The sequence below is a fragment of the Bacillus sp. V2I10 genome, assembly GCF_030817055.1.
GTDB lineage: Bacteria > Bacillota > Bacilli > Bacillales > Bacillaceae > Bacillus_P.
Genome location: NZ_JAUSYV010000001.1, coordinates 4,850,510 through 4,874,813 on the forward strand (window position 1 = coordinate 4,850,510; position 24,304 = coordinate 4,874,813).

Consider the following 24,304-nt stretch of genomic DNA (forward strand, 5'->3'; position numbering starts at 1 on the left):
GTAAGTATAGATGTCTCTTGAAATGAGTGCCGTTCCTTTTCTTTTATGTTATAAAGTTACCTTTGCAAAGAGCTAAAAAAATATGTTTTGATAGGCTTCAAGAAACTATATTGCCTTTGGATAGAACAGCTTTCCGTTGTTTTATCCTTCCGGCAACTGCTTCTGCTGAACAGGACGCTTCTGCAAGGACAAAGTTGTCCTCATCTCCAGCCTTTCCCCTTTTTCCAACTAAGAATAATTACAACAAACACAGAAATATATTCTGTTGGTCCAAGACTTCCTAACATTGGTATTCGATTTTAAAGACTATATAAAAATTATAAAATAAATATTCTAAATATATTGACATTTATCTTTAAAAGAGATAATTTTTAAATTATAAAGTTATAATATTATAAGGAGAACTAAAATGCAGATAGATAAAAACCAGCTTATTCCCCTTTACAAACAAGTGGAACACGTTTTAGAGGAGAAAATAACATCAGGTCATTGGGAAGTCGGGAGTCAATTACCAACTGAACAAGAATTATCTGACCTTTTTGATGTTAGTACCATTACAGTTAAACGGGCCGTAATTGAGCTTGTAAATAAAGGATATCTTTTTAGGCAAAGAGGCAAGGGAACTTTTGTCTCGGGGGCTGTAAAAGAACAGGATATCAATTCTTTTATTTCTTTAACAACTGATTCTGAAGAAGAGCATCCGCATGAATTGATTAGTTTTTCTATTGAGGATGCGGGAATCGAGATTGCAGAGAAAATGAATCTCCAAAAAGACTCACAAGTGATTAAGATAAAACGCTTAAAAACCGAAAATAGTGAACCGCAAGCGCTTGAATATACATATCTTCCAGCAGCAAAATGCCCCGGCCTTACACCAGATGATATAAACAATGAACTAATTTATAATTTACTTAAAGGCAAATTTAATATTGCATTAGGTAGAGCCAAGGCTTTTATTAAACCGTTCATTGCGCTTAATGAACAAGCGAAACTGCTGAATGTTGAACCTGGCAGCGCCGTTTTTGAATGGGAAAGGTTTACCTATACAAAACAAGAAGAGATTATCGAGTACTCTAAATTTTATATACGGCAAGATAAGGAAACTTATTATACAGAAGTCCATTTTTAAAAAAGTTAATTCTATTTACATACACTTTCAAAAATATAAAGTTATAATATTATATTTTTTTAATCATCATTGTCTGATAATTTATAATATTATAATAATATAAATTAATAGTTTCAAGAAGGAGTGAAAATCTACCATTCTTCATCACGATCAGCTTTTTATGTGCAGGTAATGCAAGTTAAATTGTTGAGGGGGAAAAATGATGAAAAGAAAAACCTTTTTTTCTGTATTAATTTGTTTATTGCTAGCCATAGCTTCTGGTTGCAGTAGTCAAGCAGGAACCTCAGATAAAGGCTCAAAAGAGAAAGATGGACAAACATTAGTTTTGGCTGCCTACGGCGGTAGCTATGAACAAAAGATGAAAGAGGTTCTTATCCCTAAATTTGAAAAGGAACATGACGTAAAGGTTAAGTATATTACAGGAAGTTCGGTTGATACTTTATCAAAGCTGCAAGCTCAAAAGGACAATCCGCAAATTGATGTTGCATTTTTAGATGATGGTCCGCAAGCACAAGCAAAAGCCTTTGGCTTACTTGCACCTTTAGATAAGGAAGTAGTTACTAATTTAGAAAATGTATACGACATCGCAAAGGACAAAGATAATGTTGGAGTCGGTTTTGGAATCATTTCGACGGGCCTTGCATATAACAAAGAATTCTTTGAGCAAAATGGCTGGGAGCCATTAACATCTTGGAATGATTTGGCTGATCCTAAGTTTAAAGGGAAACTTGTACTTCCTTCGATTGCAAATACTTACGGGGTTCATATGCTTCTCATGACCGCTATTGCCAACGGCGGCAGTGAAGAAAATATTGAGCCGGGTTTTGAAAAATTAAAAGAAATCGCCAAAAATGCAGTCACATTTGATAAGACGGCAGACGTTTCCAACTATTTTATGCAGGGTCAGGCTGTGGCAAGTGTTTGGGGCAGCAGCCGTGTATTCACTCTGCAAGACACAGGTTTTCCAATCGAGTATGTGGTACCTGAAGAGGGTGTTCCTGCACTGATGCCAACTATTAGTGTAATTAAGGATGCACCAAATGCAGAACTTGCGCAGAAATTTGTCAATTTTATTTTAGATGAAGAAGCACAGACTTTATTTGCTAATTCATTGTTTGATGGTCCGGTTAATAAAAACGTGAAATTAGAGGGAGATATTACTAATAAGGTCATTTATGGCGAAGACCAAATTGCAAAACTTATAAAGGTGAATTGGGAAGTTGTTAATAAAAAAAGAGCGGAGTGGACTGAAAAGGCAAACAAAGAAATTGAAGTAGCCCACTAACGAAGAGGTGATACGATGAGTTATTTAAGCCTTGAAAATGTGTTAAAAACATTTAATAAAACAGAAGTGGTAAAAAAGTTAAGTCTTGAGATCCAGAAAGGGGAACTTATGTCCTTTCTTGGACCATCTGGCTGTGGAAAGACAACGACCTTAAATATGATTGCGGGATTTTTGGATGTGGATGGCGGAAAGATCAAGGTGGATGGGAAACCCGTTCACCTGATTCCTCCAAATAAAAGAGAAATGGGCATGGTTTTTCAAAACTATGCTTTATTTCCTCATATGACTGTTTTCAATAATGTGGCATATGGGCTGAAACTTCGGAAAGTCGGAAAAAGCGAATTGAATAAGCGTGTGTTTGAAGCATTGGAAATGGTCCGATTATCAGGCTTTGAAAAACGTTATCCAAAAGAGCTTTCTGGCGGGCAGCAGCAGCGTGTCTCCTTGGCAAGAGCTTTAGTAATCAAGCCGAAAGTACTGTTACTTGATGAACCATTAAGTAATCTCGATGCAAAACTTCGCCAGGAAATGCGTGAAGAAATTGTGGATATTCAAAAGAAGGTTGGAATTACCACTATATTTGTTACACATGACCAAGAGGAGGCACTTGCGATATCGGATCGGATAGCGGTTATGTATGAAGGGAGAATTGAACAGGTTGACACCCCTGCCGAAATATATAATCATCCGAAAACAGATTTTGTGTCCCAATTTATTGGAGAAGTAAATCAAATTCAGGGAAAAGTGCTGGAAATCTATGAAGATAATAAATGCAAAATGCACTTTTTCGGTCATGAACAGATTGTTTCGGTCAATTCAAAGAAGAATTCAGAGGTTGAGTTTTTTATCAGACCTGAAAAAATACAAATCTCTTTAGTAGTTCCCTCTGATAATGCGGGTTTTCCGACGAAAGTCGAAAGGAAGATGTTCCTGGGTGCTAAGACAAGATATATTTTAAAAGCACAAGATAAACAGCTAGTTGCAGATATATCAAATACAGTATTAAATCCTAATCAAATTCAGGAGGGAAACAACGTATTTGCTATTTGGAATCCAGAAGATTTATTACCTTCCAGAAAGGTGAGGTGACAGATCAAATGCAAACCCCTATCGGAATGGAACAAGATATATTACTAAAACAGAAGAAAAAGAATATAACCAGGAAACGCCTTGATACGTGGCTATTATTGGTTCCTACTCTTGGAATCTTCATCTTTTTCTTTTTACTTCCTTTATTTTTCCTTTTTATCACCAGTTTTAAGACGTTCGATGCCGGCAGTGGTATTGGAAGTGAATGGACCTTCCAAAATTATATCAAATTCATTTCGGACCCTTTTTACTTAGGCGTCGTTTGGAGAACAGTAAAAATCGCTTTGCTGACAACATTGGCTTCAATCATCATTTCTTACCCCGTGGCATTTCAAATTTCAAGAGCAAGTGGAAGAATAAAAAATTATTTAACATTGCTTGTACTATCACCACTGTTGATTAGTATGGTCATCCGCTGCTATGGCTGGGTTATTTTACTATCAAATAACGGTGTGGTGAATAATACGTTGATAAATCTGGGTTGGATTGACCAGCCTTTAACTTTACTGTATACGGAGTTAAGTGTGATTATCGGAATGGTACACGTGTTATTGCCATATATGGTGTTAAGTATCATGGGTTCGCTTGAAAGAATCGATCCATCCGTTATAAGAGCCTCACAAAATCTTGGGGCAAGCTCATTTAGAACATTCTTTTCGGTTTTACTGCCTTTAACATTACCTGGAATTTTTGCCGGATCTGTTATGGTATTCAGTTTAAGCGTAAGTTCATTTGTTACACCTGCTATCCTTGGCGGTCCACAGGTGAAAGTAATGTCCTATTTAACATATGAGCAGGTTGCCGTTATGCTGAACTGGCCATATGGAGCATCAATTGGCTTCCTATTAATCATTATTGCGACGATTACGATCATCGCTTATAGCAAAATTCTTGCCAGTTCGGAAAAAGGAGTGGCAATTCAATGAGGAAAAAGAAACTGCCAAAATTTCTATTTAATTTTGTTTGTTTCATAGTATATGTCTTTTTACTTGCACCTATTGTCGTGGTATTAATGTCTTCGTTAACAACCACTGAATATATTGTTTTTCCGCCGAAAGGATTAACACTCAAGTGGTATGTTGAGCTTGTCGAACATCCCGAATTTATGCAATCTTTGGTGCTGAGTATAATTGTGGCAGTTGGCACTTCAATTATCGCAACTGCAATCGGTACGCTGGCATCCATCGCTGTTGCCCGGCGTCAATTTAAAGGGAAAACAGCCATTGTCCAATTAGTTGGATCACCTCTCTTAATACCATCCGTCGTATTTGGAGTGGCCCTTCTCCAGTTTTATTCTTGGATAGGTTTGGCCGCAAGTCCTCTTGCTTTAATAATAGGACATATTATTCTAACAGTACCTTTCGTTATGCGGTTAGTTGTTGCAAGTTTGGCAGGCTTTGATCGCTCCATAGAACAAGCTGCCATGAATTTAGGGGCAGGGCATTTTAAAGTGTTTTTTCAAATTACTCTTCCTGTTATTAAATCCGGGGTAATCGCAGGTGCCATCTTTGCATTTATCACTTCATTTGATGATTTAACAGTAGCGTTATTTATTGTAAGTACCGATGTCGTTACGCTGCCGGTTCGAATCTATACTTACATGCAATACCAATATGATCCAATCATCACATCTGTATCAAGTATTATGATTTTATTAACCATCGTGCTAATGCTTGTCATTGAAAGGGTTTTAGGTGTAGGAAAGGTCTTTGCATCGAAAAAACAATAAGAAGGGTGTTTTTATGCATATTGAAAATCATCCCGTATTAGGGAAACAACTGACAAAGCCTATAACGATCTATTTTAATAATAAAGAATTTAAGGCATATAAACAGCAGACGGTTGCAGCAGCCTTAATAGCTAATGGAGTAAAAAAATTCGGTCTAAGCCGAAACCTAATCCAAGCAAGAGGCCTTTTTTGTTCCCGGGGCAGATGCTGCAGCTGCTATATGACTGTGAATGGAGAGGAACATGTACGCACTTGCTTAAAAAGGGTTGAAGAAGGAATGGAAATATATCCAAATCTAGAGGACCCAGAGGTAAGGTGTGATGACCATGGAGACTGATGTTCTCATCATCGGAGCCGGACCTGCAGGCCTTGCAGCCGCATACGAAACGGCATCAAAAGGTATTGATGTAACCATCGTAGATGAATCCATTTCAGCAGGAGGACAGCTAATCCAGCAAACGCAAATCATACAATCATTGCCCTCCTCTTATCATCCAATGCGGGGTTTTGAATTGGCTGAAAAATTAAAAGAACATTTAAAGGAATTTCCTATTCGTTATTTATTCGAACATAGGGTGATTGGCTTATATGCAGATGGAAGTGTTGGTATTACGGATGAACAGAATGTTTTTCCAGTGAAAGCAAAGAAAATAATCGTTGCTACTGGAGCAGCTGAAAGCGCCGTTCCTTTTCCGAAATGGACCCTTCCAGGGGTAATAACTATTGGTGCAGCTCAAACCTTAATCAACCGGGACTTTGTTCTGCCCGGCAAGGAAGCGGTCATTGTTGGTTCAAGTGACTTTGCGATGGAAGTTGCTCTTCAGCTCTTAGAAGCAGGCGTGAACATTAGGGGAATTGTTGAAAGTCAGCCTCAGGTTACTGCCAGAGACAAGGAAAAAATAGAGCAAGTGGAAAGATGCGGAGTTCCATTTTATTTAACCTCTTCTATAAAAGAAGCGAGAGGAAATGGGCAGCTTGAAGAAATTGAGATTCAGCTCCAGGATGGAATTTTAACAGAAAAGATCGATTTGGCTTGTATCGATGGCGGGAGAACGCCGATTCTTGATTCTTTTTATCAATTAGGATGTTCGTTCAGTTATCAGGAAAAGCTTGGCGGCTGGATCCCGCAATATAATAAACGTTTCCAAACAGATCGCGAAGATGTTTTTTTAGCCGGAAATGCAGCAGGTATCAGCTCACAAGGAGTACTGCTAGTAACCGGTATGATAGCTGGTGTCAGTGTATGTGAAGCCTTACAGGCAATAAGCAAAGAGGTTGCTGAGGAAATAAGGCTTTCCCTTTGGGAAGAGTTAGAGCTACTCGAAACAAAACTAAATACGGAAATCTTGCAGGAAAGAAATCAGCATATTGAAAATTTTGCAAACCCTATGCTTAAAGATCAATTTATCTCATAGATAAATTGAATACGTGACTAGAAGGTGAATTAGTTGGATAAAACAACAATCATTTGTCGATGTGAAGAAATAAGCTATGAGGAAGTTGAGGAAGCCATTGGACATGGAGCAAGAACCTTTGATGATGTTAAAAGACTGACCCGGTGCGGCATGGGTCCATGTCAGGCGAAAATATGCACAAACCTTGTTGCAAATGTGATTCATGAACAAACAGGCAGGCCATTTCATGAGATTCCTATACCTCGGATGCGGATGCCCCTATCCCCCATAAAGCTTGAAACATTAGCGACTAACAGCACATCGTTTTCCGCAGTGAAATCTGTTTTAGATGAGGTGGAATTAGAGGATGGGAAGGTGAGATAAATGGAAACACGTTACGAAACAGTTGTTATTGGCGGAGGAGTCGTTGGGAATGGAATTGCCTTTCACCTTTCTGAACGCTATAAGGAAGGGATACTAGTTCTTGATAAGAAATATCCAATGTCAGGAACATCAGGATCTACCCAAGCCTGGGTGTGGGTTCATAATAAAACCCCTTCCTGGTATGCCGAGTTTAATATGTACAGTGCTGAACTCTATCCCTACTTATCTAAAAAAATTGGAGATGTTGAATATAAACGGACAGGCGGCCTATCTCCATTTTTCAATGAGAAAGACCGGGAAAAAGCATTGCAGCTTGCAGAATCATACCGGAAGATTGGCATTAAAATTAAAGTCCTATCAAGAGAAGAAGTACTGGAGAAGGAGCCCTCAATCAATCCTGAGGTCGCAGGAGCGACTTATAGTTCGATCGACGGAAACGTCAATCCATTTCGATTGATAGACATGTATATGAGAGCTGCAAGGAAAAATGGTGTTAATTACTCTACTTATAACAAAGTAAAAGACATACAAAAGCAAGAAGAAAAATACATTGTTGTTTCAGACAAGGAAACCTATGTATGTAAAAACCTCATTCTCGCTGGCGGAACTTGGTCAAAGGAGCTGGGAAGTATGCTCGGAATCAATATTCCTGTGAATCAGTTAAGAGGGCAAATTCTTGTTTCGGAACCTTTAAAACCATTCCTGAATTATACGATAAGCGGTCTAAGACAGGCAAATAATGGTGAAGTATTAATGGGGTATTCAATGGAGGAGGCAGACTTTGACCGCTCAACAACTCTTGATGTCATTCAGGAAACAGCCAATATGGCTGTTCACTATGTACCTTCATTAAAAAAAGCAAAAGTTGTACGTGCCTTTTCAGGAATTCGTGCCATGCCAGAGGATGGTTTCCCGATTATTGGAAAAGTACCTGGTATTGAAAATCTTTATGTTGCAGCTACACACAGCGGTGTAACACTATCTCCTCTAATTGGAACGCTAATAACTGAATTAATTTTGGATGGAGAAACGTCTATTCCGATTGATCGGTATTCGATTAGCAGATTTGGGTGAGAGTATGAAATGTATTAATCAAAGGTTTATTATAAAAACACTTAATTTGGAGGAATATAAATGCCCCACTTAATTTTCAGAGGGATTTCAGTTGAGCAGATCAAAACTATAAGTAAATCATTAGTACAGGAGCTAGCTGAACTCTGTACTTGCGGGACTGATAACTTTACTCTAGAAATATTACAATCTACTTTCGTGTTCGATCAAAATGAAGTTCCTGGATATCCTTTTGTTGAGGTGAAATGGTTTGAACGCGGCCAAGACATCCAGGATCAATTTGCCAAAGCTGTGACCAGAAATGTTCATTCTCTTGGTATACCAGAAGTAGAAGTTGCATTTACTGCATTTTTAGAGTCTGCTTATTATTCTAACGGAAAGAGTTTCGCCGAAGAGTAAAGTGTCAGGCACTTTCTCGTGTAGTGATAGAATTAATAGAATAAAACCTTATCAGGTTTTAATTCCTATGATGGTTGCTACTACTCCTTCAACGGTCATATACCTAGACTATTGGCTATAAACCACCCGTTTATAAGAAATAAATAGTACTATATTTGAAAGGTGTTGGTTAAATGTCGGCAGAAGTTATCGTTATAGGCGGCGGTGTCGTTGGCTCATCCATTACGTATCACTTAGCCCGTGATGGTATAAGCGTTAAGCAATTAGAAAAGGGCAGCATTGCTAATCAAGGTGCTGCTTCTAGGGCATCTGCAGGTGGAATTAGATTAAACAATCGTGATCCAAGAGAATTATCATTGGCAAAAGCGAGTATCCTTAGGTGGGAATCACTTGAAGAAGAGCTTGAAGCTGATTTAGAATATTTGCCGACAGGTCAAATCATGTTATTTGATCATCGCTATAGTATAGAGGATCTTTATGATCAGATAAAGGAAGATCAAAAATATGGGATTGTCTCTCGAATTGTTGAACGGGACGGTTTAAAAGATTTAATTCCGTTCATTTCTCCTTTAATTTCAAAGGGGATTTTTTATCCAAGCGGCGGTCAAGCAAACGTGTTACTTACGACAATTGCGTTTTCATCAGCAGCACGACGTTTAGGCGCAGAAATAATAACTGGCATTGAAGTACACTCGATTGCGAAACAGAATAATGCAGTTACAGGCGTGAACACTAGTTCTGGCTTTATGCCATGTAATACGGTCATTAATGCAGCTGGGGTATGGGCGCCAAAATTGCATGAGACTTTAGGTCTCTCCCTTCCACAAATAAAGCCTTTCTGTCATCAGATGTCTGCAACATTTGCTGCTCCTTTAATATTACCGGGTCCCACGATTAGTGCAAAAGGGACGAAAATATCCCTTAAGCAAACGATAGATGGACGAATAAGAGCTGGTGGAGGTTATTCTACTAAGCCTGGACCAAACAAATACACTGGTTTATTCAATGAAGAAAGTCTTAAAGAACAACGAAATACTGTTTTATCCATTATTCCAGCCATTAAAGATTATGAAGTAGATTTTACATACTACGGTGCAGAAGCTCACTGCATTGATGATATTCCAATTTTAGGTCCAATCCCTGAAATTACAGGATATTTATTAGCAACTGGATTTAGCGGTCATGGATTTACAATTTCCCCTGCTGTTGGGCAAGTCTTGTCAGAAATTGCCCAAAAGAAAACACCTGCGATTTCCATTGATGAACTCTCTATCATTCGGTCATTTGATACAGAAAAATTAAAGGATAATGCAATTCGTCACATCCCAGGATGAATAAATAATAATTAAAAAAGAAGCCCTTAATGAATTATTAGTGCTGAAGCAAAATGATTAATAATCTTAATGATTTACATAAAATTTACCTATTTCATAAATGAAGTAAATTAATAACTTATATCCTATTGATATCATATCAAAAAGGAGAAACAATTTATGCGGATGAAAAATATAATAATGGCCTTATCACTCGTATGTATGATGGTTTCAATCTTTGCTTATCCTGCGGAGGCTTCTAGGTTGGTTGTTCAAAAAGAATCCGATAGCATTGTGGCGGATTGGAAATTTTCGAAACAGCATGTAAAAAGCGGTACGATTGAAAGTGGGAATTTAATTATTGAAGACGCAAGTAAAAACGGGAATGAATTAGAGCTAGTAACGATTGGAGATCCATCTTCACCAGAATTGGAAAATATGATGAAATGGTCAGAAGATGATGATAATAATCAAGCAAATGTAGATAGCTTACAATTCGCTAATTATAAAAATTCTCCTGCGGGAAGATATTTAAAAACGACCAATGATGCACCGATCAATTCGGAGAAATTTGAAAATGGATTTACCATTGAAGCAGTTTTTAAATTACCAAGTAATTTTAATAGTAGTTTACATAGCTGGATGGGAATTTTAACAAGACAAGGGCAGGCTGCTGATCTTAATAAAACAGAAGGCGAGAAAGAAATACTTACAACATTATCTGTATCTAGTGATCAAGAAATTCAATGGACAAGCCATCCATCTAATCTAGACTATAATGTAAGCAACTGGTCTCGTTCTTTAAATACTGATGAGTGGTATCATTTAGCAGTTGTTAATGACGGCCAAACAACAACATTAACTGTTAATGGCGTTAGCGATTACGGAAAATCAGAACAAGTCGTAGGCATTGCAGCTTTAGAAGGTAAAGGCTGGAACATTGGTGCATCTGAGTGGGGAAATGAATTAGATGCACTATTTGCAGGTAACATTCAAGAAATACGAATTGCTAATGAACCTTTACCTGAAAAAGAATGGCTTGTGCAAGATGCTCGGGACGATGAACCATTCGAAGGAACTAACGAGAGCATTCCATTATTAACAAACAAAAACAATTATAATTTTCTTTTTGTCCCAGATACACAAAAATATTCAAGTCAAAATCCAGAGATTTTTTATAGCCAAATGAATTGGATTGCTAAAAACACTAAGAAGAACAATATAGTAATGAATACATTTGTTGGTGACATTGTCGATAGTAATTCAGAAGAGCAATGGCAGAATTCCCTTGAAGCCATTTCGTATTTAGATAAAAAAGATATTTCTTATATGATTGCGGCAGGGAATCATGACTATGCTGAAGGAGATCCATTCTTAATCCATTACGGACCGCAGCGTTTTGAGAATAAAGAATACTATAAAGGATCTTCTCCTTCCGGATATGGCTCTTATGCAATAGTTAAGGCAGGAAGCTATGAATACTTATTATTAATAGTTGATATGGAAAATCTTCAAACAGACTTAGAATGGTCAAAAGATGTTTTAAATCGTCATAAAGAAAAACCGACAATTATCGCTTCTCATGATATTATTTATCCTGAGATTCAAAAGAATAAAACTGTTGTCGCTGAGTCGGCTAACGGCCGGCTGATTTGGGATGAACTTGTAAATGATTACAATCAAGTGTTCATGACGGTAAATGGACATTATTTTGGAATAGCTCACCACGTTAAACAAAACGCATCAGGGAACGATGTCATTCAAATGCTAGTCAATTACCAATCTAATTATCGAGGGGGAAATGGCTGGCTAAGACTTGCAGAATTTGATGAAAAGAAAAACAAACTGTTTTTCCGTACGTATTCACCATTTGTCGATAACATGCCAAACAAAGAAAAAACGTATATCGATTATAGATTTTTAACAGATGAATACAATTTATTTGAATTAGATTTTAATTTTAAAAAGAGATTTAACTTGAATTGAACAAAAAGAGATGTCTCACATGAGGAATATCCATTTAGGATGGTTCGTTTTGAGGGAGAAATTTTATACTTTTTTACTTTAAGTTTTATTACTTCTATTTTTGTTGTTACGTAATGCTCCATTTCGTTAAGCTGTAAGCAGCAAAACGGAATGGAGTTTTTCTTTGGAAGCTGATGGAATTGCTAATATAACAAAAAAGAGCGTGATCAACTAAATGATCAAAGCTCTTTTTCGTTTCATTATAATTTTATCTAGCTCAACCTCTTTAAGGTCAGTGGATTGCAATATTTGTAAGTAAGTTTGACGGTTAGGTACTTTTCCGATGGCTTCCCGCTTGTTCGATTTACAATTTGATAGTTCACAATGGTTTTCACTTTAACAAAGAATAAATATTCGTATCAAACGGAATATCATTTTGATACATATAATTTTTCAAAATTCCTTCTTTTATAAAGCCTAATTTTGTTAACAATTTATTAGATGCTTTATTTTCAACAAAAACAACTGCTCCAATACGCATTAAACCAAGCTCTTTAAAACCATAAGAAATCACTTTACTAACAGCTTCAGCTGCAAATCCATTGCCCCAATGTTCAGGAAAAAGCGCATAGCTTATTTCTGCTCTCTTATGTTCAGGAGACCACTCTTGAAACCCAATTGTCCCGATAATACCAGCCGTACCTTTCATTTCAATTCCCCATTTAATACCATGTTTTTCATCGTAATTCTTCGAAAAATTCCTGACAATTTGTTTCACCTGATCAAGACTTGTTAATGGATTTTGTCCATAATAACGTAATACATCTTCATTAGAGAAACAATTAAATATATCTAAGGCGTCATATTCAATAAGCTCTCTCAATACTAACCGTTCTGTTTCTAATATAGGAAACATTCTCCCACTCCCTTTTGTTTGAACCTATAGTCACCTTACGATTTTAAATCTAATTTCATTACCCTCCTTGTACAAGTTCAATGAAGTTTTGAGCTGTTTTTGGCAAGTAGTGATTTTTAAGGAAAATCACACCTGATTCCCCTAGCTCTTCTGTGTTCTCTACAAGATAAACATGTAAATCTTTCAGCGAATTTAGTTTCACGACTGTTTCGGGGACAATGGTTGATCCGAATTTGGAGGAAACCAAATCAAAAAGAATGGATATATCAGAGCACTCGCACATAATATCAGGACTTAACCCTCTGCTTGTAAATGCAGAAGAAATTTTGTTATACAAACCAAGCCCTTCTGTACTTGGGATAATGAGCGGAACATCAGTAAGCTCCTCAAACGAAACAGAAGATGACATTGTATTAGATGAATCAGCAGTTACGAAATAAAAAGGCTCCGGTTTAAGCGAAATCACGTCAAATTCATCATGTTCAAGCGGCAATCTCACTATTGCGAGATCAATTACTCTTTCTTTAAGAAGCTTGCACAGCTGCGCGGATTCATTTTGCTGAATTTTATAAGATACACCTGGATACCTTTTTTGAAATGTTTTTAAAAATCTCGGCAAGTCATAATTCGATAACGTATTCACTCCAATTGAAAGCTTTCCTTTTTTACCTGATCCTGTTTCTATCACTTCGAGCACGGCTTCTTCCATGGCATCTGTTATTTTAAGAGCATGCTGATACAGCTTATGTCCTGCATCAGTAAGCTCAAGGGATTTCCCCTTTCTTTCCGCCAAGAGTAAACCAAGCTCTGTTTCCATCGCTTTCAGCTGCTGACTGAGAGGAGGCTGTGCCATTCTCAAACGATTGGCCGCCGCCGTTATTTGGCCTTCTTCAGCAATAGCGATAAAATACTTCATTTGTCTGATATCCATATGTAACCTGCCTTTTTGGTATATTAAATTCGTATAGTTTCTTAATTATATAAATATTTTTCATATACTAAATCGTATGATAGCATAATAGGAAACGAAAAAAAATGGAGAGAACACCATGCTGCATAAACACTTTTATTTGCCGTTATCCTTTTTATCATTATGCTTCTTGTGGTTTTTGACCTTCATGGGGAGGAGCTAAAGGTGAACAATAGGCGACCCACTTACCCAGAAGAAGACGGGAATTAGTCTATTAAAAACATGAAAAGGATTGATTGATTCCGGATCGTTTATTATGATCATAAATATTACACATGTCTTCCAAATATCGCCACTAAGAATATATTCTTTTTATTATTCTGTTCTAAGGCATAATCGAAATAGGTGAAAAATAATGAAATTATCCCGATTAACAACACCGCTTGCCTCGATACAGTGGCTGTTTTTTATTTTTGCAAATACGATTGTCGTTCCTATTTCAGTAGGCGCTGCATTTGAACTTACACCAGATCAAATTGCCATAACCCTCAGAAGCTCTCTGATTTTTACAGGTCTCGCATGCTTTCTTCAAGGGTGGATTGGCCACAGATACCCTATAATGGAGGGACATTCCGGAATTATTTGGGGTCTGATTTTAAACCTCGGCATGTCAGCCTCTTCACTCGGCATGAGCTTTTCGCAAATTGGCGGAGGAATTGCTACAGGAATACTTCTTGCAGGAATAGTAACGATTGTTCTGGCTGCTTTAAACTTAACTTCCGCCGTGCAGAAGATTTTCACACCGATGGTTGCCAGTGTGTATCTTTTCCTGCTTGCTTTTCAATTAATTTTAACCTTTTTCAAAGGAATGCTGAAAATTGAACCGGATGGAACAATAAATGCTGCTGTAAGTTTATTTTCCATTGTCCTTGTTTTTTTCGTCAGCTTGTTAAAAATAAAAGGGAATGCTTTTCTGGGCAATTTCTCTATCCTCCTTGGAATTGTCGTCGGGTGGATTCTATATTTGCTTTTATTTCCTTCGGAAGGGTCCATGCAAGCAGTTAACGGGCAGGGCTCCATCTTCTTCCCGCTTGGAAAACCAAATCTCGAATGGGGGATTATCCTGATTGCCTTTCTTGGAGGCATGATGAACCTCAGCAATACGATTGCATCAATACAGGCTGCTGCAAAGCTATACAAAGATCATCCTGATGCTGCTTCTTTCAGGAGATCGTTTTTTTTAACAGGTTCTTATTCTGCAGGTGCTTCCCTGCTTGGCCTTGTTTCATATGCACCCTTTACTTCAACAATCGGATTTCTAGAAAGCACTCAAATTTTCAGGCGCAAGCCTTTTCTCATTGGCGGGGCTCTCATTACCCTTTTGGGCATTTTCCCGCCGCTCGTAGCCATTCTTGTCACACTTCCGATAACAGTCGGAAACGCTGTCCTCTTCGTTGCTTATCTGCAGCTTTTCGGCACAGCACTTAAAAGCATTCAAGGAACAAACTTTGACTCAAAAACCATTTTCCGGATTGCAGCTCCTTTATTGCTCGGCGTGAGCATCATGAACACAGATCCTGCTGTCTTTCAGGATTTATCTGTCTATATTTCCCCGCTATTATCTAACGGTCTGATGATGGGAATTCTGCTGTCAATTTTGCTTGAGGCTTTTGTGAAGTGGGAATAAATAAATGCGGAACCGATTCGTTAGCCCTAGGCAGATAAAAATACCCCCCGATTAGTCCGGGTTTGACTTTTTGGGGGTATTTGTTTGACCAAAGGTGGAACTGAACAATTAGAAATGCGGAACCTGCGGGTTATCGCAGCCATTATCTAACATTAAAAACGTCTATCTGCTTTGATAAACGTTTTTTGTCCTATTTCCGTTTCAACCGAGCAATTAATCAACTTTTATTGTTAAAATATTGTCAAATCGTTTCATACCGAATATACTTTAATCCTTGATGAAAGATAATCGATCTTGATGAAAGGTGATAAATATGGAACAAGCTCTAAATAACGATACATTCGCACTCTATGAAAAAAAATTCAAAGCACTTGCTGATCAAAAACGCCTGGAAATTCTTCATCTCATTTGTCAGCACCAGTCCGTGTGCGTTTGCGATTTGAGTGAAATGATAAACATGCCCCAATCTAAATTATCCTATCATCTTAAAATTTTATTGGACGGAGAGTTGATTTTAAAAGAGTCAAAAGGCACCTGGAGTTATTATTCTTTTAATAAAAGAGAAGTGAATCAGCTTCTTTCAAAAGAATTATGCAGCCTTTTCAAATCAAGCTGCCGAGAGGAAAAGTGATACTGAGAGATCACTTTTTTAATGTTTTTTCTGATTTTAGGCAAAAAAAAATAGCTCTCACTATTTTGGTCACAGCTTATGATATTTTTCTGGTCATCAGCATTTCATTAGCCTGATTTTCCGTGCAGCCTTTGATTAAGATAAGTTCGCTGACAAAGATATTCCTGGCGTTGTTCAGCATTTGTTTTTCACTTGTGTTTAAGGCTTTATCAAGACTTTTCCGCATGAGGTCTCTTACTACTTCAGCCCCCTGCTGGATTTCCCCTGATTTTATTTTATCCATATTGGTTTTATATCGTTCTTTCCAAGGCAGCAGCTCATCTGATTCTCCGTCATGAAAAACAACCAATACTTCTTCCAGCTTTCCTTGATTTTCAACAGGACGAATACCGAGCTTATTCAATTTTTGCAAAGGGATCATAATCTGCAAATTCCCGATGGACAGCTGAATAACAAAGTACTCCTGTTTCTTGCCTTGTATCTCCATCTCTTTTACAGATTCTATAATTCCTGCTCCGTGCATTGGGTACATAATTTTGTCGCCTATTTTGAACAAAAAAACACCTCCATATGGTATCTATTTACAGTATACCACACGAAGGTGTATATATCAAATTTTTAATTTTAACATCATTTATTATTTGATGTCAATAGTTTTTTTATTTTTTTATTTATAAAGCTGTCGGGCTTCCATCAAGGCTTATACACATTTCTTTCCGTTCCTCTCACAAACCTTGATGGCATTGATTTCTCCGCCAATCAAAATCGCAAATCCTGATAAATAAAGCCAGGTTATGAGAACGATGACACCGCCAAGACTGCCGTATGTAGCATTAAAATTTCCAAACTGAGAAACATAGAATGCAAACCCAAGCGATACAAGCTGCCAAAGGATAGTTGCGATGATTGCCCCGAAGTAGACACCTTTTAAAGTCATCTCTTCATTAGGAGCCAAATAATACAAAACCATCAGCACAGCACACATCATTAGAAAAGATATTAAAAACCTCATTACATTTAAAATAATTTCATTGTCACTTACAAACGAAAAATAATTTCCAACAAATCCGATAATTGCACTTCCAAACACAGGCAATACAAGTGTAAGAGCAAACGTAATGACAAGACCGATTGTCATAATAACTGCGTGAAGGCGAATTTTCCAGAAAGAACGGGATTCTTCCACAATAAACGCTTTGTTTAACGACCGGATAAGGGCATTTGTTGCATTAGACGCTGACCAAATAGTAGCCAAAATACCAAATGACAGCAAGCCTCCGTTAGGTTCGTTTATTAACCCTTCTAAATGGTCAGAAAGCATTCCTCCTACTTCTGCAGGCGCATATTGGTTTATAATATCAACCATACTGCTCGTTTCAATATTAAAGTAAGGAAGCAATGCGACCAAGAAAATAAGAAGCGGAAATAAGGATAGTAAAAAGAAGTGGGACAGCACAGCTGCCTGATCTCCTGTTTCATGCAGCTGTATTCGTTTAATAAGTTCTTTAATCAATCTGCGACACCTCCAATTGTAGTATTCTTTTTCCTTAAATCTTTTTCTTAAAACCTGAAACGATCAATAATGTTTGCTGTATAATCAAAAGTGGTATTTTCTTTATTAAATACGGTAAGGAGTTTTGCAATGAAGAAAGATTCACAAGAAAAGATGTCAAAGGCTTTTATCATGTATTCCATCCTGATGATCGGGGCGTTCAGCTTTATCTTTATTGAATTTGCAGACGACGTCATCGAAATGGAGCTGCGCTCATTTGATACCCCCATCATGCAATATATACACGAATTGCGCACCCCTCTGCTTGGCCAAATCATGTCTGGCATTACTTCCCTTGGTTCAGTAACCGGCATCATGATTGGAATGTCTATCGCTCTCATTCTGCTGTTCATCAACCGAAAGTGGTGGGAAGGACTGTTTTTAATTGTGGCAGTAACCGGTTCATCTCTTTTGAATTATTATTTGAAATGGATGTTTAAAAGAGACCGCCCCACTTTTAATCCTCTTATTACAGAAAGCGGCTATAGTTTCCCAAGCGGACATTCTATGGTTTCCTTTTCGTTCATTGGTATTCTTGCATACTTATTAACTCTAATGGTCAAAAAGAAGAGCCTTAAGGTACTTATTATGGCCTTGTTCTTTTTCATCGTTTTTTTAATTGGCTTCAGCAGAATCTACCTTGGCGTGCATTACCCAAGCGATGTGATTGCAGGGTTTGCTGCGGGAGGCGCGTGGCTTGTCATTTGTATTGTGGCCCTGAAGTTTAAAGCTAAAATATAGAAGAGCCCGGAGAAGTTCCCCAGGCTCTTTTTGTATTGGATAGCTGGCATTAATACTGTACATCTACGAATGCCAGCTAGATTGCGGGCTATTTTCAGCGGGGTGCTCAATATCATGCCTATTTCCTGTATAGCGCAAATAGAGGCAGCCAGACTTTCAGACTTTATTCCAAGACTTTTGGAGTTAATTCCGAGACTTTCAGACTTTATTCCAAGACTTTTGGAGTTTATTCCGAGACTTTCCAAAATAATTCCGTACAATTGTGAACGTTACGGCCGCCTCTTAAATCCAGCCTCTAAAACGTGAAGCTTCCGCCATTTTCCGGCTTCCGATCATGTATGCTGCGAGTCTCATATCTACATTATGGATAAGTGCCGTTTGAAACGTATTCTCGAAAGAATCAACCATCACTTTTTGAAGTCTTTCTGCGACTTCTTCCTCTGACCAATAATACCCCTGATTGTTTTGGACCCATTCGAAGTATGATACGGTAACACCGCCAGCACTTGCCAGCACATCCGGTACAAGCAGAATGCCCCGCTCCGTCAAGATTTTGGTGGCTTCAATGGTTGTTGGTCCATTTGCAGCCTCGACCACTATGGACGCTTTAATTTGATGTGCATTTTCAGCTGTTATTTGGTTCGAGATCGCAGCGGGCACCAGAATGTCACAATCCAGCTCTAATAATTCTTTATTTGTAATCGTTGAGTTAAAGAGCGTTGTGACCGTGCCGAAGCTGTCACGCCGATCAAGCAGGTAATCAATATCAAGACCGTCTGCATCATGCAGTGCGCCATATGCATCTGAAATGCCGATGACTTTTGCACCTGCGTCATGCATAAATTTAGCCAAAAAGCTTCCTGCATTGCCAAAACCCTGTATTACAACCCTAGCTCCTGCAAGGGTAATTCCTTTTTTCTTGGCAGCTTGCTCTATGCAAATGGTAACGCCGCGGGCTGTAGCTGTTTCTCTTCCGTGAGATCCGCCAAGGACAAGCGGTTTTCCAGTGATGAAACCAGGGGAGTCAAATTCACGCAGTCTGCTGTATTCATCCATCATCCACGCCATAATTTGAGAATTCGTAAACACATCCGGGGCAGGGATATCTTTTGTAGGACCTACGATTTGGCTGACTGCGCGGACGTAACCGCGGCTCAGCCGTTCTAATTCTTTCAGCGACATTTCTCTCGGATCGCAAATAATTCCGCCTTTTCCGCCTCCATATGGCAAATTCACAATTCCGCATTTTAAGCTCATCCAAATTGACAGAGCCTTCACTTCGTCTTCATTTACTTCTGGATGAAAGCGGACGCCGCCTTTTGTCGGTCCAACTGCATCATTATGCTGGGAGCGGTAGCCTGTGAATACTTTTACCGAACCATCATCCATTTGAATCGGTATCCGGACAGTGAGCATTCTGATCGGTTCTTTTAAAAGCTCAAAAAATTCATCTGAATAGCCTAATTTGTTCAATGCTTCTTTAATAATCGTCTGCGTGGACTTAAATAAATTTAAGCTTTCTTTTTCTTTATCTGCCTGTATGTCCTTTACAATCCCCATGATTCCACCCCATTGATATGAATAATAAACTGTTTTACTTTAACTTGTGAGTTTCACTTGTTCACATGTATGTTGAATTATTTTTGAAAAGCGCGAATTAATTTGAAAAGTGACCAATTTCTTTTTGAGAGAGATTAAACCCCTGTGCAAGCTTTCTCAGTTTGATAGAACGCGTGTGATCTTAGCAATCGCCCAATCCAGATCTTCTTCAGAAATGACAAGCGGCGGGGCAAAACGGATGACCGTTTCATGCGTTTCTTTGCACAGCAGTCCTTCTTCTTTTAATTTTTCACAGTACGGGCGTGCCGGCACTGTGAGTTCAACTCCTATAAACAAGCCTCTTCCCCGCACTTCCTTAATAAGCGGATTTTTTATTTCAGAGAGCTTCTCTTTAAAATAAGCTCCAAGCTTAAGAGATCGCTCTGCCAGTTTTTCCTCCTTGAGAACCTGCAGGGCTGCAACAGAAACGGCACATGCAAGCGGATTGCCTCCAAATGTTGAACCGTGAGAGCCCGGATTAAACACACCGAGAATGTCTTTGCCTGCTGCCACACAGGAAATCGGGAATACGCCTCCTCCAAGGGCCTTGCCGAGAATGTACATATCAGGCTTCACATCTTCCCAGTCACTCGCGAATGTCTTTCCGGATCTGCCGAGTCCTGATTGAATCTCATCTGCAATGAAAACAACATTGTTCTCTCTGCACATCTCTGCCGCCTGTTTTAAAAATCCTTGCGGAGGGATTACGATACCTGCTTCACCCTGGATAGGCTCAATCAAGAAAGCCGCTGTATTAGCTGTGATGGCAGATTTTAATGCCTCTATATCTCCATATGGAATCAGCTTAATTCCAGGCAGCATTGGCCCGAAACCTCTCTTGTATTCTTCTTCTGAAGACAGGGAAACTGCAGACATCGTGCGTCCGTGGAAATTTCCGATACAGGCGATGATTTCAGCTTGATCTTCTGCAACTCCTTTAACATCATAAGCCCATCTTCGTGCAGCTTTAATCGCCGTCTCTACTGCTTCTGCACCTGTATTCATCGGGAGGACCATTTCTTTTTCAGTCAATGCTGCAACAGCCTCATAGAATGATCCAAGCTGATCGTTATGAAACGCGCGGGATGTGAGCGTAATTTTATCTGCCTGGTCTTTAAGCGCCTGAATGATCTTAGGGTGTCTGTGTCCCTGGTTTACAGCAGAATATGCACTCAGCATATCCATGTATTGATTGCCTTCTGGGTCTCTTACCCAAACGCCTTCTGCTTCTGAAATAACAATTGGAAGCGGATGATAGTTGTTTGCTCCGTATTGGGATGTCTGCTGTATTAATTCTTGGGATTTTGTCAATGTTGTCATTTGTATTCCTCCTTAAAATGTCTCTGAAGTAGTTTTCGCCTGCATGTGAAGCAGCAAGTAATCTGGACCGCCGGCTTTAGAATCTGTACCTGACATATTAAATCCGCCAAACGGCTGATACCCGACAATTGCGCCTGTGCAGCCTCTATTAAAATATAAATTACCGACATGAAACTCTTCTTTCGCTCTCTCAATATGTTCACGGTTATTCGAGATGAGAGCACCTGTCAGTCCATAATCTGTGTTATTGGCAATCTCAAGGATATGGTTAAAATCATCTGCTTTGCAGAAAGCAACGACTGGGCCAAAGATTTCTTCCTGCATGAGACGGCCTTTTTCACCTATATCTGCAAAAATAGTAGGCTGGATGAAGAATCCTTTCGATTCGTCCCCTTCTCCGCCCGTCATGAGCCTGCCTTCTTCCTTGCCAATTTCTATATAACTCATAATCTTGCTGTAGGAATTCCGGTCGATGACAGGTCCCATATAAGTACCTGCTTCTTCCGGGTTCCCCACAGTAAGTTTTCTTGTTAGCTCCACTGCTTTTTCAAGGACTTCATCATAAACATCCTGATGAACAACTGCACGTGATCCTGCTGAGCATTTCTGTCCCGAAAAACCAAAAGCAGAGGCAACGATGGCAGAAGCGGCCAAATCAAGGTCTGCATCCTTATCAACGGCTACAGTGTCTTTGCCGCCCATCTCAGCGATGACCCGTTTCAGCCAAATCTGTCCGCTGTGCACTTTTGCAGCGCGTTCATAGATTCTGCACCCCACCTCACGCGAACCAGTAAAGGAAATAAATCTAGTTTTCGGATGATCTACCAAATAATCTCCTACTTCAGCACCGCTTCCCGGAATGTAATTCAGGACACCGGCAGGAAGTCCCGCTTCCTCAAGCAGCTCTGCAAATTTGGCTGCAACAACAGGTGTTGAATTTGCAGGTTTTAAAAGGATGGTATTTCCCGCAACAATTGCGGCGGCTGCCGTTCCCGCCATAATGGCAAGCGGAAAGTTGAACGGGGAAATGACTATGCCTACCCCAAGCGGGATATAGCTGAACGTATTCTGCTCTCCCTCTCTGCTCTGTACAGGAACGCCGTCCTTCAGCTTCAGCATCTGGCGTGCGTAATACTCAAGAAAGTCGATGGCTTCTGCTGTATCGGCATCTGCCTCATTCCATGGCTTACCTGCCTCTTTAATCAGATAGGCTGAAAACTCATGCTTCCTGCGGCGGAGCATGGCTGCCGCACGGATCAGAATGGATGCACGCGCTTCAGGCTTCTGTTTTTTCCACTTTTCAAAGGCTTCTGCGGCCTTCTCCATTGCTTTTTCTGCCAATTCTTTTGTAGCCTTGGATACAACTCCGACTACTTCTGTTTTATTGGCTGGATTAACCGATGTTATTTTTTCAGCTGTCGTGATTCGCTCTTCGCCGACGATCAGCGGATATTCTTTATTTAGCTGGGTATTAACGTATGCAAGTGCTTCTTGAAGGGCCTGATGATTCTCTTTTATTGCAAAGTCAGTAAACGGCTCATGTTTGTATGGAACGGTCATGGCAATTCCTCCTAATTTGATTCTTCAGATATATAGAATGCAAGTTCCGTGCCAACATATAATCCCTCCAGTAAAAGGCTTCCATATGCAAAATTATTTTGCGATGCATAATTTCTTTGCACCCTTGACGCAAATTTTTTTTGCCTTCAATACGGCCGACAGGATAAAATAGAATAAAAGAGTCAAAACGGGGGGCTGACTATGAATCTAAAAAAAGAAGATCTGCATCTGTTTATGGAAGCCATCATTGATGAAATCGATGTAGGTCTTCATGTGATTGATAAAAAAGGACACACCATCCCTCTACAATAAAAAAATGATGCAGATTGAGTCAATGGACAGCCGGGATGTCATGAATAAGAACCTCCTCGATGTGTTCATGTTTTCTAAAGACGGGGACAGCACGCTCGTGCAGGCTCTTCAGAACGGTACAGAAACAAAGAATATCAAACAGACCTATTTCAACAACAAAGGAAAAGAAATCACAACCGTCAACAATACTTTCCCTATCAGGGATGGAGAAGAGATTGTCGGTGCTGTTGAGATTGCAAAAGATATTACAAAGATAGAAAGGCTGATGAAGGACACTATTAAAAGAAAGGGAGGAACAAGGTATACGTTTGAAAGCATTATTGGAGAAGGTCCCGCGATAAAAGAAGTGATTGAAAGTGCAAAGCGGGCGACCCGGACAGCTTCATCGGTCTTGATTGTCGGGGAGACCGGCACAGGAAAGGAGCTTTTTGCCCAGAGCATCCATAACGGAAGCAGCCGATCTGCGGCTCCTTTTATTTCTCAGAACTGTGCTGCACTGCCCGACAGTCTGATTGAGAGTTTATTATTCGGCACCAAAAAAGGAGCTTTTTCAGGGGCAATTGATCATCCGGGTTTATTTGAACAGGCAGAAGGAGGTACGCTGCTGCTTGATGAAATTAACTCTTTGAATCCCCATTTGCAGTCAAAGCTGCTGAGGGCTTTGCAGGAGAGAACGATCAGGCGGATTGGCGATACGAAAGATACGCCAATCGATGTAAGAATCATAGCGACAATAAATGAAGATCCTATTGAAGCCATCACGAAAGAACGGATGAGGAAGGACCTATACTATCGTCTGAGTGTAGTAACTGTTTTTGTCCCTCCGCTAAGAGACAGAACCGAAGATATCCCCCTTCTTATCCAGCGTTTTATCAGCAAATACAATGAGCTTTTCCATATGGATGTTCAGCGTGTTGATCAGGAGGTCATGGAAACTCTTCATACTTATGAATGGCCGGGCAATGTGCGAGAGCTTCAGCACATGATTGAGGGAGCAATGAATTTAATGGCCGATGAGGAAACGATCCGCTTTAACCATCTGCCCATGCATTTCCGCTCAAAGTCAAAAGTGCAAACGGCTTCTTTTGCCCAAGACCCGCTGTATGAAGAAACAATCGAATCATCCAAGCTAAAAGAACACATGGACCGTTCGGAAGCTCACTATATAAAAGTCATGCTGAAAAAGAACGGGTACAACATTTCAAAAACCGCAGAAGAAGCGGGCCTAAGCCGCCAGAGTCTGCAATACAGAATGAAAAAGCTGAATATCGAAGCAAGAAAAGAAAAAAGCTTCTGAGAAAAGAATTTCTCCAGAAGC

Annotated in this window: 22 protein-coding genes and 1 pseudogene; 16 read left to right on the forward strand and 7 right to left on the reverse strand. The window is 39.3% G+C overall.

Going from position 1 to position 24,304, the window contains the following annotated elements; genetic code table 11:
* The first annotated feature begins 409 nt into the window (after nucleotides 1-409).
* The 12 genes from QFZ72_RS24510 (at nucleotide 410) to QFZ72_RS24565 (ending at nucleotide 11,779) form a co-directional block, all read left to right on the forward strand.
* Nucleotides 410-1,129: a GntR family transcriptional regulator gene (locus QFZ72_RS24510; RefSeq protein WP_307438649.1), complete on the forward strand. Its 720-nt coding sequence runs from the start codon at nucleotides 410-412 to the stop codon at nucleotides 1,127-1,129.
* 202 nt (nucleotides 1,130-1,331) lie between these two features.
* A complete protein-coding gene (locus QFZ72_RS24515; RefSeq protein ID WP_307438652.1) occupies nucleotides 1,332-2,414 on the forward strand; it encodes an ABC transporter substrate-binding protein in 1,083 nt (360 codons plus the stop codon).
* Between the two features lie 15 nt (nucleotides 2,415-2,429).
* Nucleotides 2,430-3,503, forward strand: coding sequence for an ABC transporter ATP-binding protein (locus QFZ72_RS24520; RefSeq protein WP_307438654.1), 1,074 nt, complete (start codon nucleotides 2,430-2,432; stop codon nucleotides 3,501-3,503).
* A gap of 8 nt (nucleotides 3,504-3,511) precedes the next feature.
* Complete coding sequence (locus QFZ72_RS24525; RefSeq protein WP_307438656.1) at nucleotides 3,512-4,429, forward strand: ABC transporter permease; 918 nt, start codon at nucleotides 3,512-3,514, stop codon at nucleotides 4,427-4,429.
* Nucleotides 4,426-5,232, forward strand: a complete 807-nt coding sequence (locus QFZ72_RS24530; protein WP_307438658.1) for an ABC transporter permease — start codon at nucleotides 4,426-4,428, stop codon at nucleotides 5,230-5,232. Before QFZ72_RS24525 ends, QFZ72_RS24530 begins: the two co-directional genes overlap by 4 nt.
* A gap of 13 nt (nucleotides 5,233-5,245) precedes the next feature.
* Entirely contained in the window at nucleotides 5,246-5,569 is a 324-nt protein-coding gene (locus tag QFZ72_RS24535; protein WP_307438661.1) for a (2Fe-2S)-binding protein, read from the forward strand.
* The gene (locus QFZ72_RS24540; protein WP_307438663.1) at nucleotides 5,559-6,647 is read left to right on the forward strand and encodes an NAD(P)/FAD-dependent oxidoreductase; all 1,089 of its coding nucleotides are present in this window, start codon (nucleotides 5,559-5,561) and stop codon (nucleotides 6,645-6,647) included. Before QFZ72_RS24535 ends, QFZ72_RS24540 begins: the two co-directional genes overlap by 11 nt.
* A 33-nt stretch (nucleotides 6,648-6,680) precedes the next feature.
* Nucleotides 6,681-7,010, forward strand: coding sequence for a (2Fe-2S)-binding protein (locus tag QFZ72_RS24545; RefSeq protein ID WP_307438665.1), 330 nt, complete (start codon nucleotides 6,681-6,683; stop codon nucleotides 7,008-7,010).
* Nucleotides 7,011-8,084, forward strand: a complete 1,074-nt coding sequence (locus tag QFZ72_RS24550; RefSeq protein WP_307438667.1) for an NAD(P)/FAD-dependent oxidoreductase — start codon at nucleotides 7,011-7,013, stop codon at nucleotides 8,082-8,084.
* Nucleotides 8,085-8,144: 60 nt separating this feature from the next.
* Complete coding sequence (locus QFZ72_RS24555; RefSeq protein ID WP_307438669.1) at nucleotides 8,145-8,480, forward strand: DUF1904 family protein; 336 nt, start codon at nucleotides 8,145-8,147, stop codon at nucleotides 8,478-8,480.
* 173 nt (nucleotides 8,481-8,653) lie between these two features.
* Entirely contained in the window at nucleotides 8,654-9,814 is a 1,161-nt protein-coding gene (locus tag QFZ72_RS24560) for an NAD(P)/FAD-dependent oxidoreductase (protein ID WP_307438671.1), read from the forward strand.
* Between the two features lie 159 nt (nucleotides 9,815-9,973).
* Nucleotides 9,974-11,779 carry a laminin G domain-containing metallophosphoesterase family protein gene (locus QFZ72_RS24565; protein WP_307438673.1) on the forward strand — a complete coding sequence of 602 codons (1,806 nt, stop codon included), beginning with the start codon at nucleotides 9,974-9,976 and terminating at the stop codon, nucleotides 11,777-11,779.
* Between the two features lie 370 nt (nucleotides 11,780-12,149).
* On the opposite strand, the gene QFZ72_RS24570 is transcribed toward QFZ72_RS24565, so the two are convergent.
* Both QFZ72_RS24570 and QFZ72_RS24575 read right to left on the reverse strand, forming a co-directional pair.
* Complete coding sequence (locus QFZ72_RS24570) at nucleotides 12,150-12,674, reverse strand: GNAT family N-acetyltransferase (RefSeq protein WP_307438675.1); 525 nt, start codon at nucleotides 12,672-12,674, stop codon at nucleotides 12,150-12,152.
* A 58-nt stretch (nucleotides 12,675-12,732) separates the two neighbouring features.
* On the reverse strand, nucleotides 12,733-13,605 hold the full coding sequence (locus QFZ72_RS24575) for a LysR family transcriptional regulator (protein ID WP_307438677.1): 873 nt from the start codon (nucleotides 13,603-13,605) through the stop codon (nucleotides 12,733-12,735).
* A 394-nt stretch (nucleotides 13,606-13,999) separates the two neighbouring features.
* On the opposite strand from QFZ72_RS24575, the gene QFZ72_RS24580 reads away from it, so the two are divergent.
* Together QFZ72_RS24580 and QFZ72_RS24585 are read left to right on the forward strand one after the other, a co-directional pair.
* Nucleotides 14,000-15,271, forward strand: a complete 1,272-nt coding sequence (locus QFZ72_RS24580) for a uracil/xanthine transporter (RefSeq protein WP_307438679.1) — start codon at nucleotides 14,000-14,002, stop codon at nucleotides 15,269-15,271.
* A 313-nt stretch (nucleotides 15,272-15,584) separates the two neighbouring features.
* Complete coding sequence (locus QFZ72_RS24585; RefSeq protein WP_307438682.1) at nucleotides 15,585-15,902, forward strand: ArsR/SmtB family transcription factor; 318 nt, start codon at nucleotides 15,585-15,587, stop codon at nucleotides 15,900-15,902.
* Between the two features lie 76 nt (nucleotides 15,903-15,978).
* Here QFZ72_RS24585 and QFZ72_RS24590 read toward each other — a convergent pair whose 3' ends face one another.
* Together QFZ72_RS24590 and QFZ72_RS24595 are read right to left on the reverse strand one after the other, a co-directional pair.
* Nucleotides 15,979-16,458, reverse strand: coding sequence for a CarD family transcriptional regulator (locus QFZ72_RS24590; RefSeq protein WP_307438684.1), 480 nt, complete (start codon nucleotides 16,456-16,458; stop codon nucleotides 15,979-15,981).
* A 144-nt stretch (nucleotides 16,459-16,602) separates the two neighbouring features.
* Complete coding sequence (locus QFZ72_RS24595; RefSeq protein ID WP_307438686.1) at nucleotides 16,603-17,415, reverse strand: YihY/virulence factor BrkB family protein; 813 nt, start codon at nucleotides 17,413-17,415, stop codon at nucleotides 16,603-16,605.
* A gap of 129 nt (nucleotides 17,416-17,544) precedes the next feature.
* Between QFZ72_RS24595 and QFZ72_RS24600 the strand changes: the two genes are divergently transcribed.
* Entirely contained in the window at nucleotides 17,545-18,195 is a 651-nt protein-coding gene (locus QFZ72_RS24600; protein ID WP_307438688.1) for a phosphatase PAP2 family protein, read from the forward strand.
* A gap of 282 nt (nucleotides 18,196-18,477) precedes the next feature.
* On the opposite strand, the gene QFZ72_RS24605 is transcribed toward QFZ72_RS24600, so the two are convergent.
* The 3 genes from QFZ72_RS24605 to pruA form a co-directional block, all read right to left on the reverse strand.
* Nucleotides 18,478-19,755 (reverse strand): Glu/Leu/Phe/Val family dehydrogenase, encoded by a 1,278-nt coding sequence (locus QFZ72_RS24605; RefSeq protein ID WP_307438690.1) that lies wholly within the window; start codon nucleotides 19,753-19,755, stop codon nucleotides 18,478-18,480.
* A gap of 156 nt (nucleotides 19,756-19,911) precedes the next feature.
* A complete protein-coding gene (locus tag QFZ72_RS24610; RefSeq protein WP_307438692.1) occupies nucleotides 19,912-21,114 on the reverse strand; it encodes an ornithine--oxo-acid transaminase in 1,203 nt (400 codons plus the stop codon).
* A gap of 12 nt (nucleotides 21,115-21,126) precedes the next feature.
* Entirely contained in the window at nucleotides 21,127-22,674 is a 1,548-nt protein-coding gene (pruA, locus tag QFZ72_RS24615; RefSeq protein WP_307438694.1) for an L-glutamate gamma-semialdehyde dehydrogenase, read from the reverse strand.
* Between the two features lie 201 nt (nucleotides 22,675-22,875).
* Here pruA and QFZ72_RS24620 point away from each other — a divergent pair.
* A pseudogene (locus QFZ72_RS24620) lies at nucleotides 22,876-24,283 on the forward strand (sigma-54 interaction domain-containing protein).
* Nucleotides 24,284-24,304 lie beyond the last annotated feature (21 nt).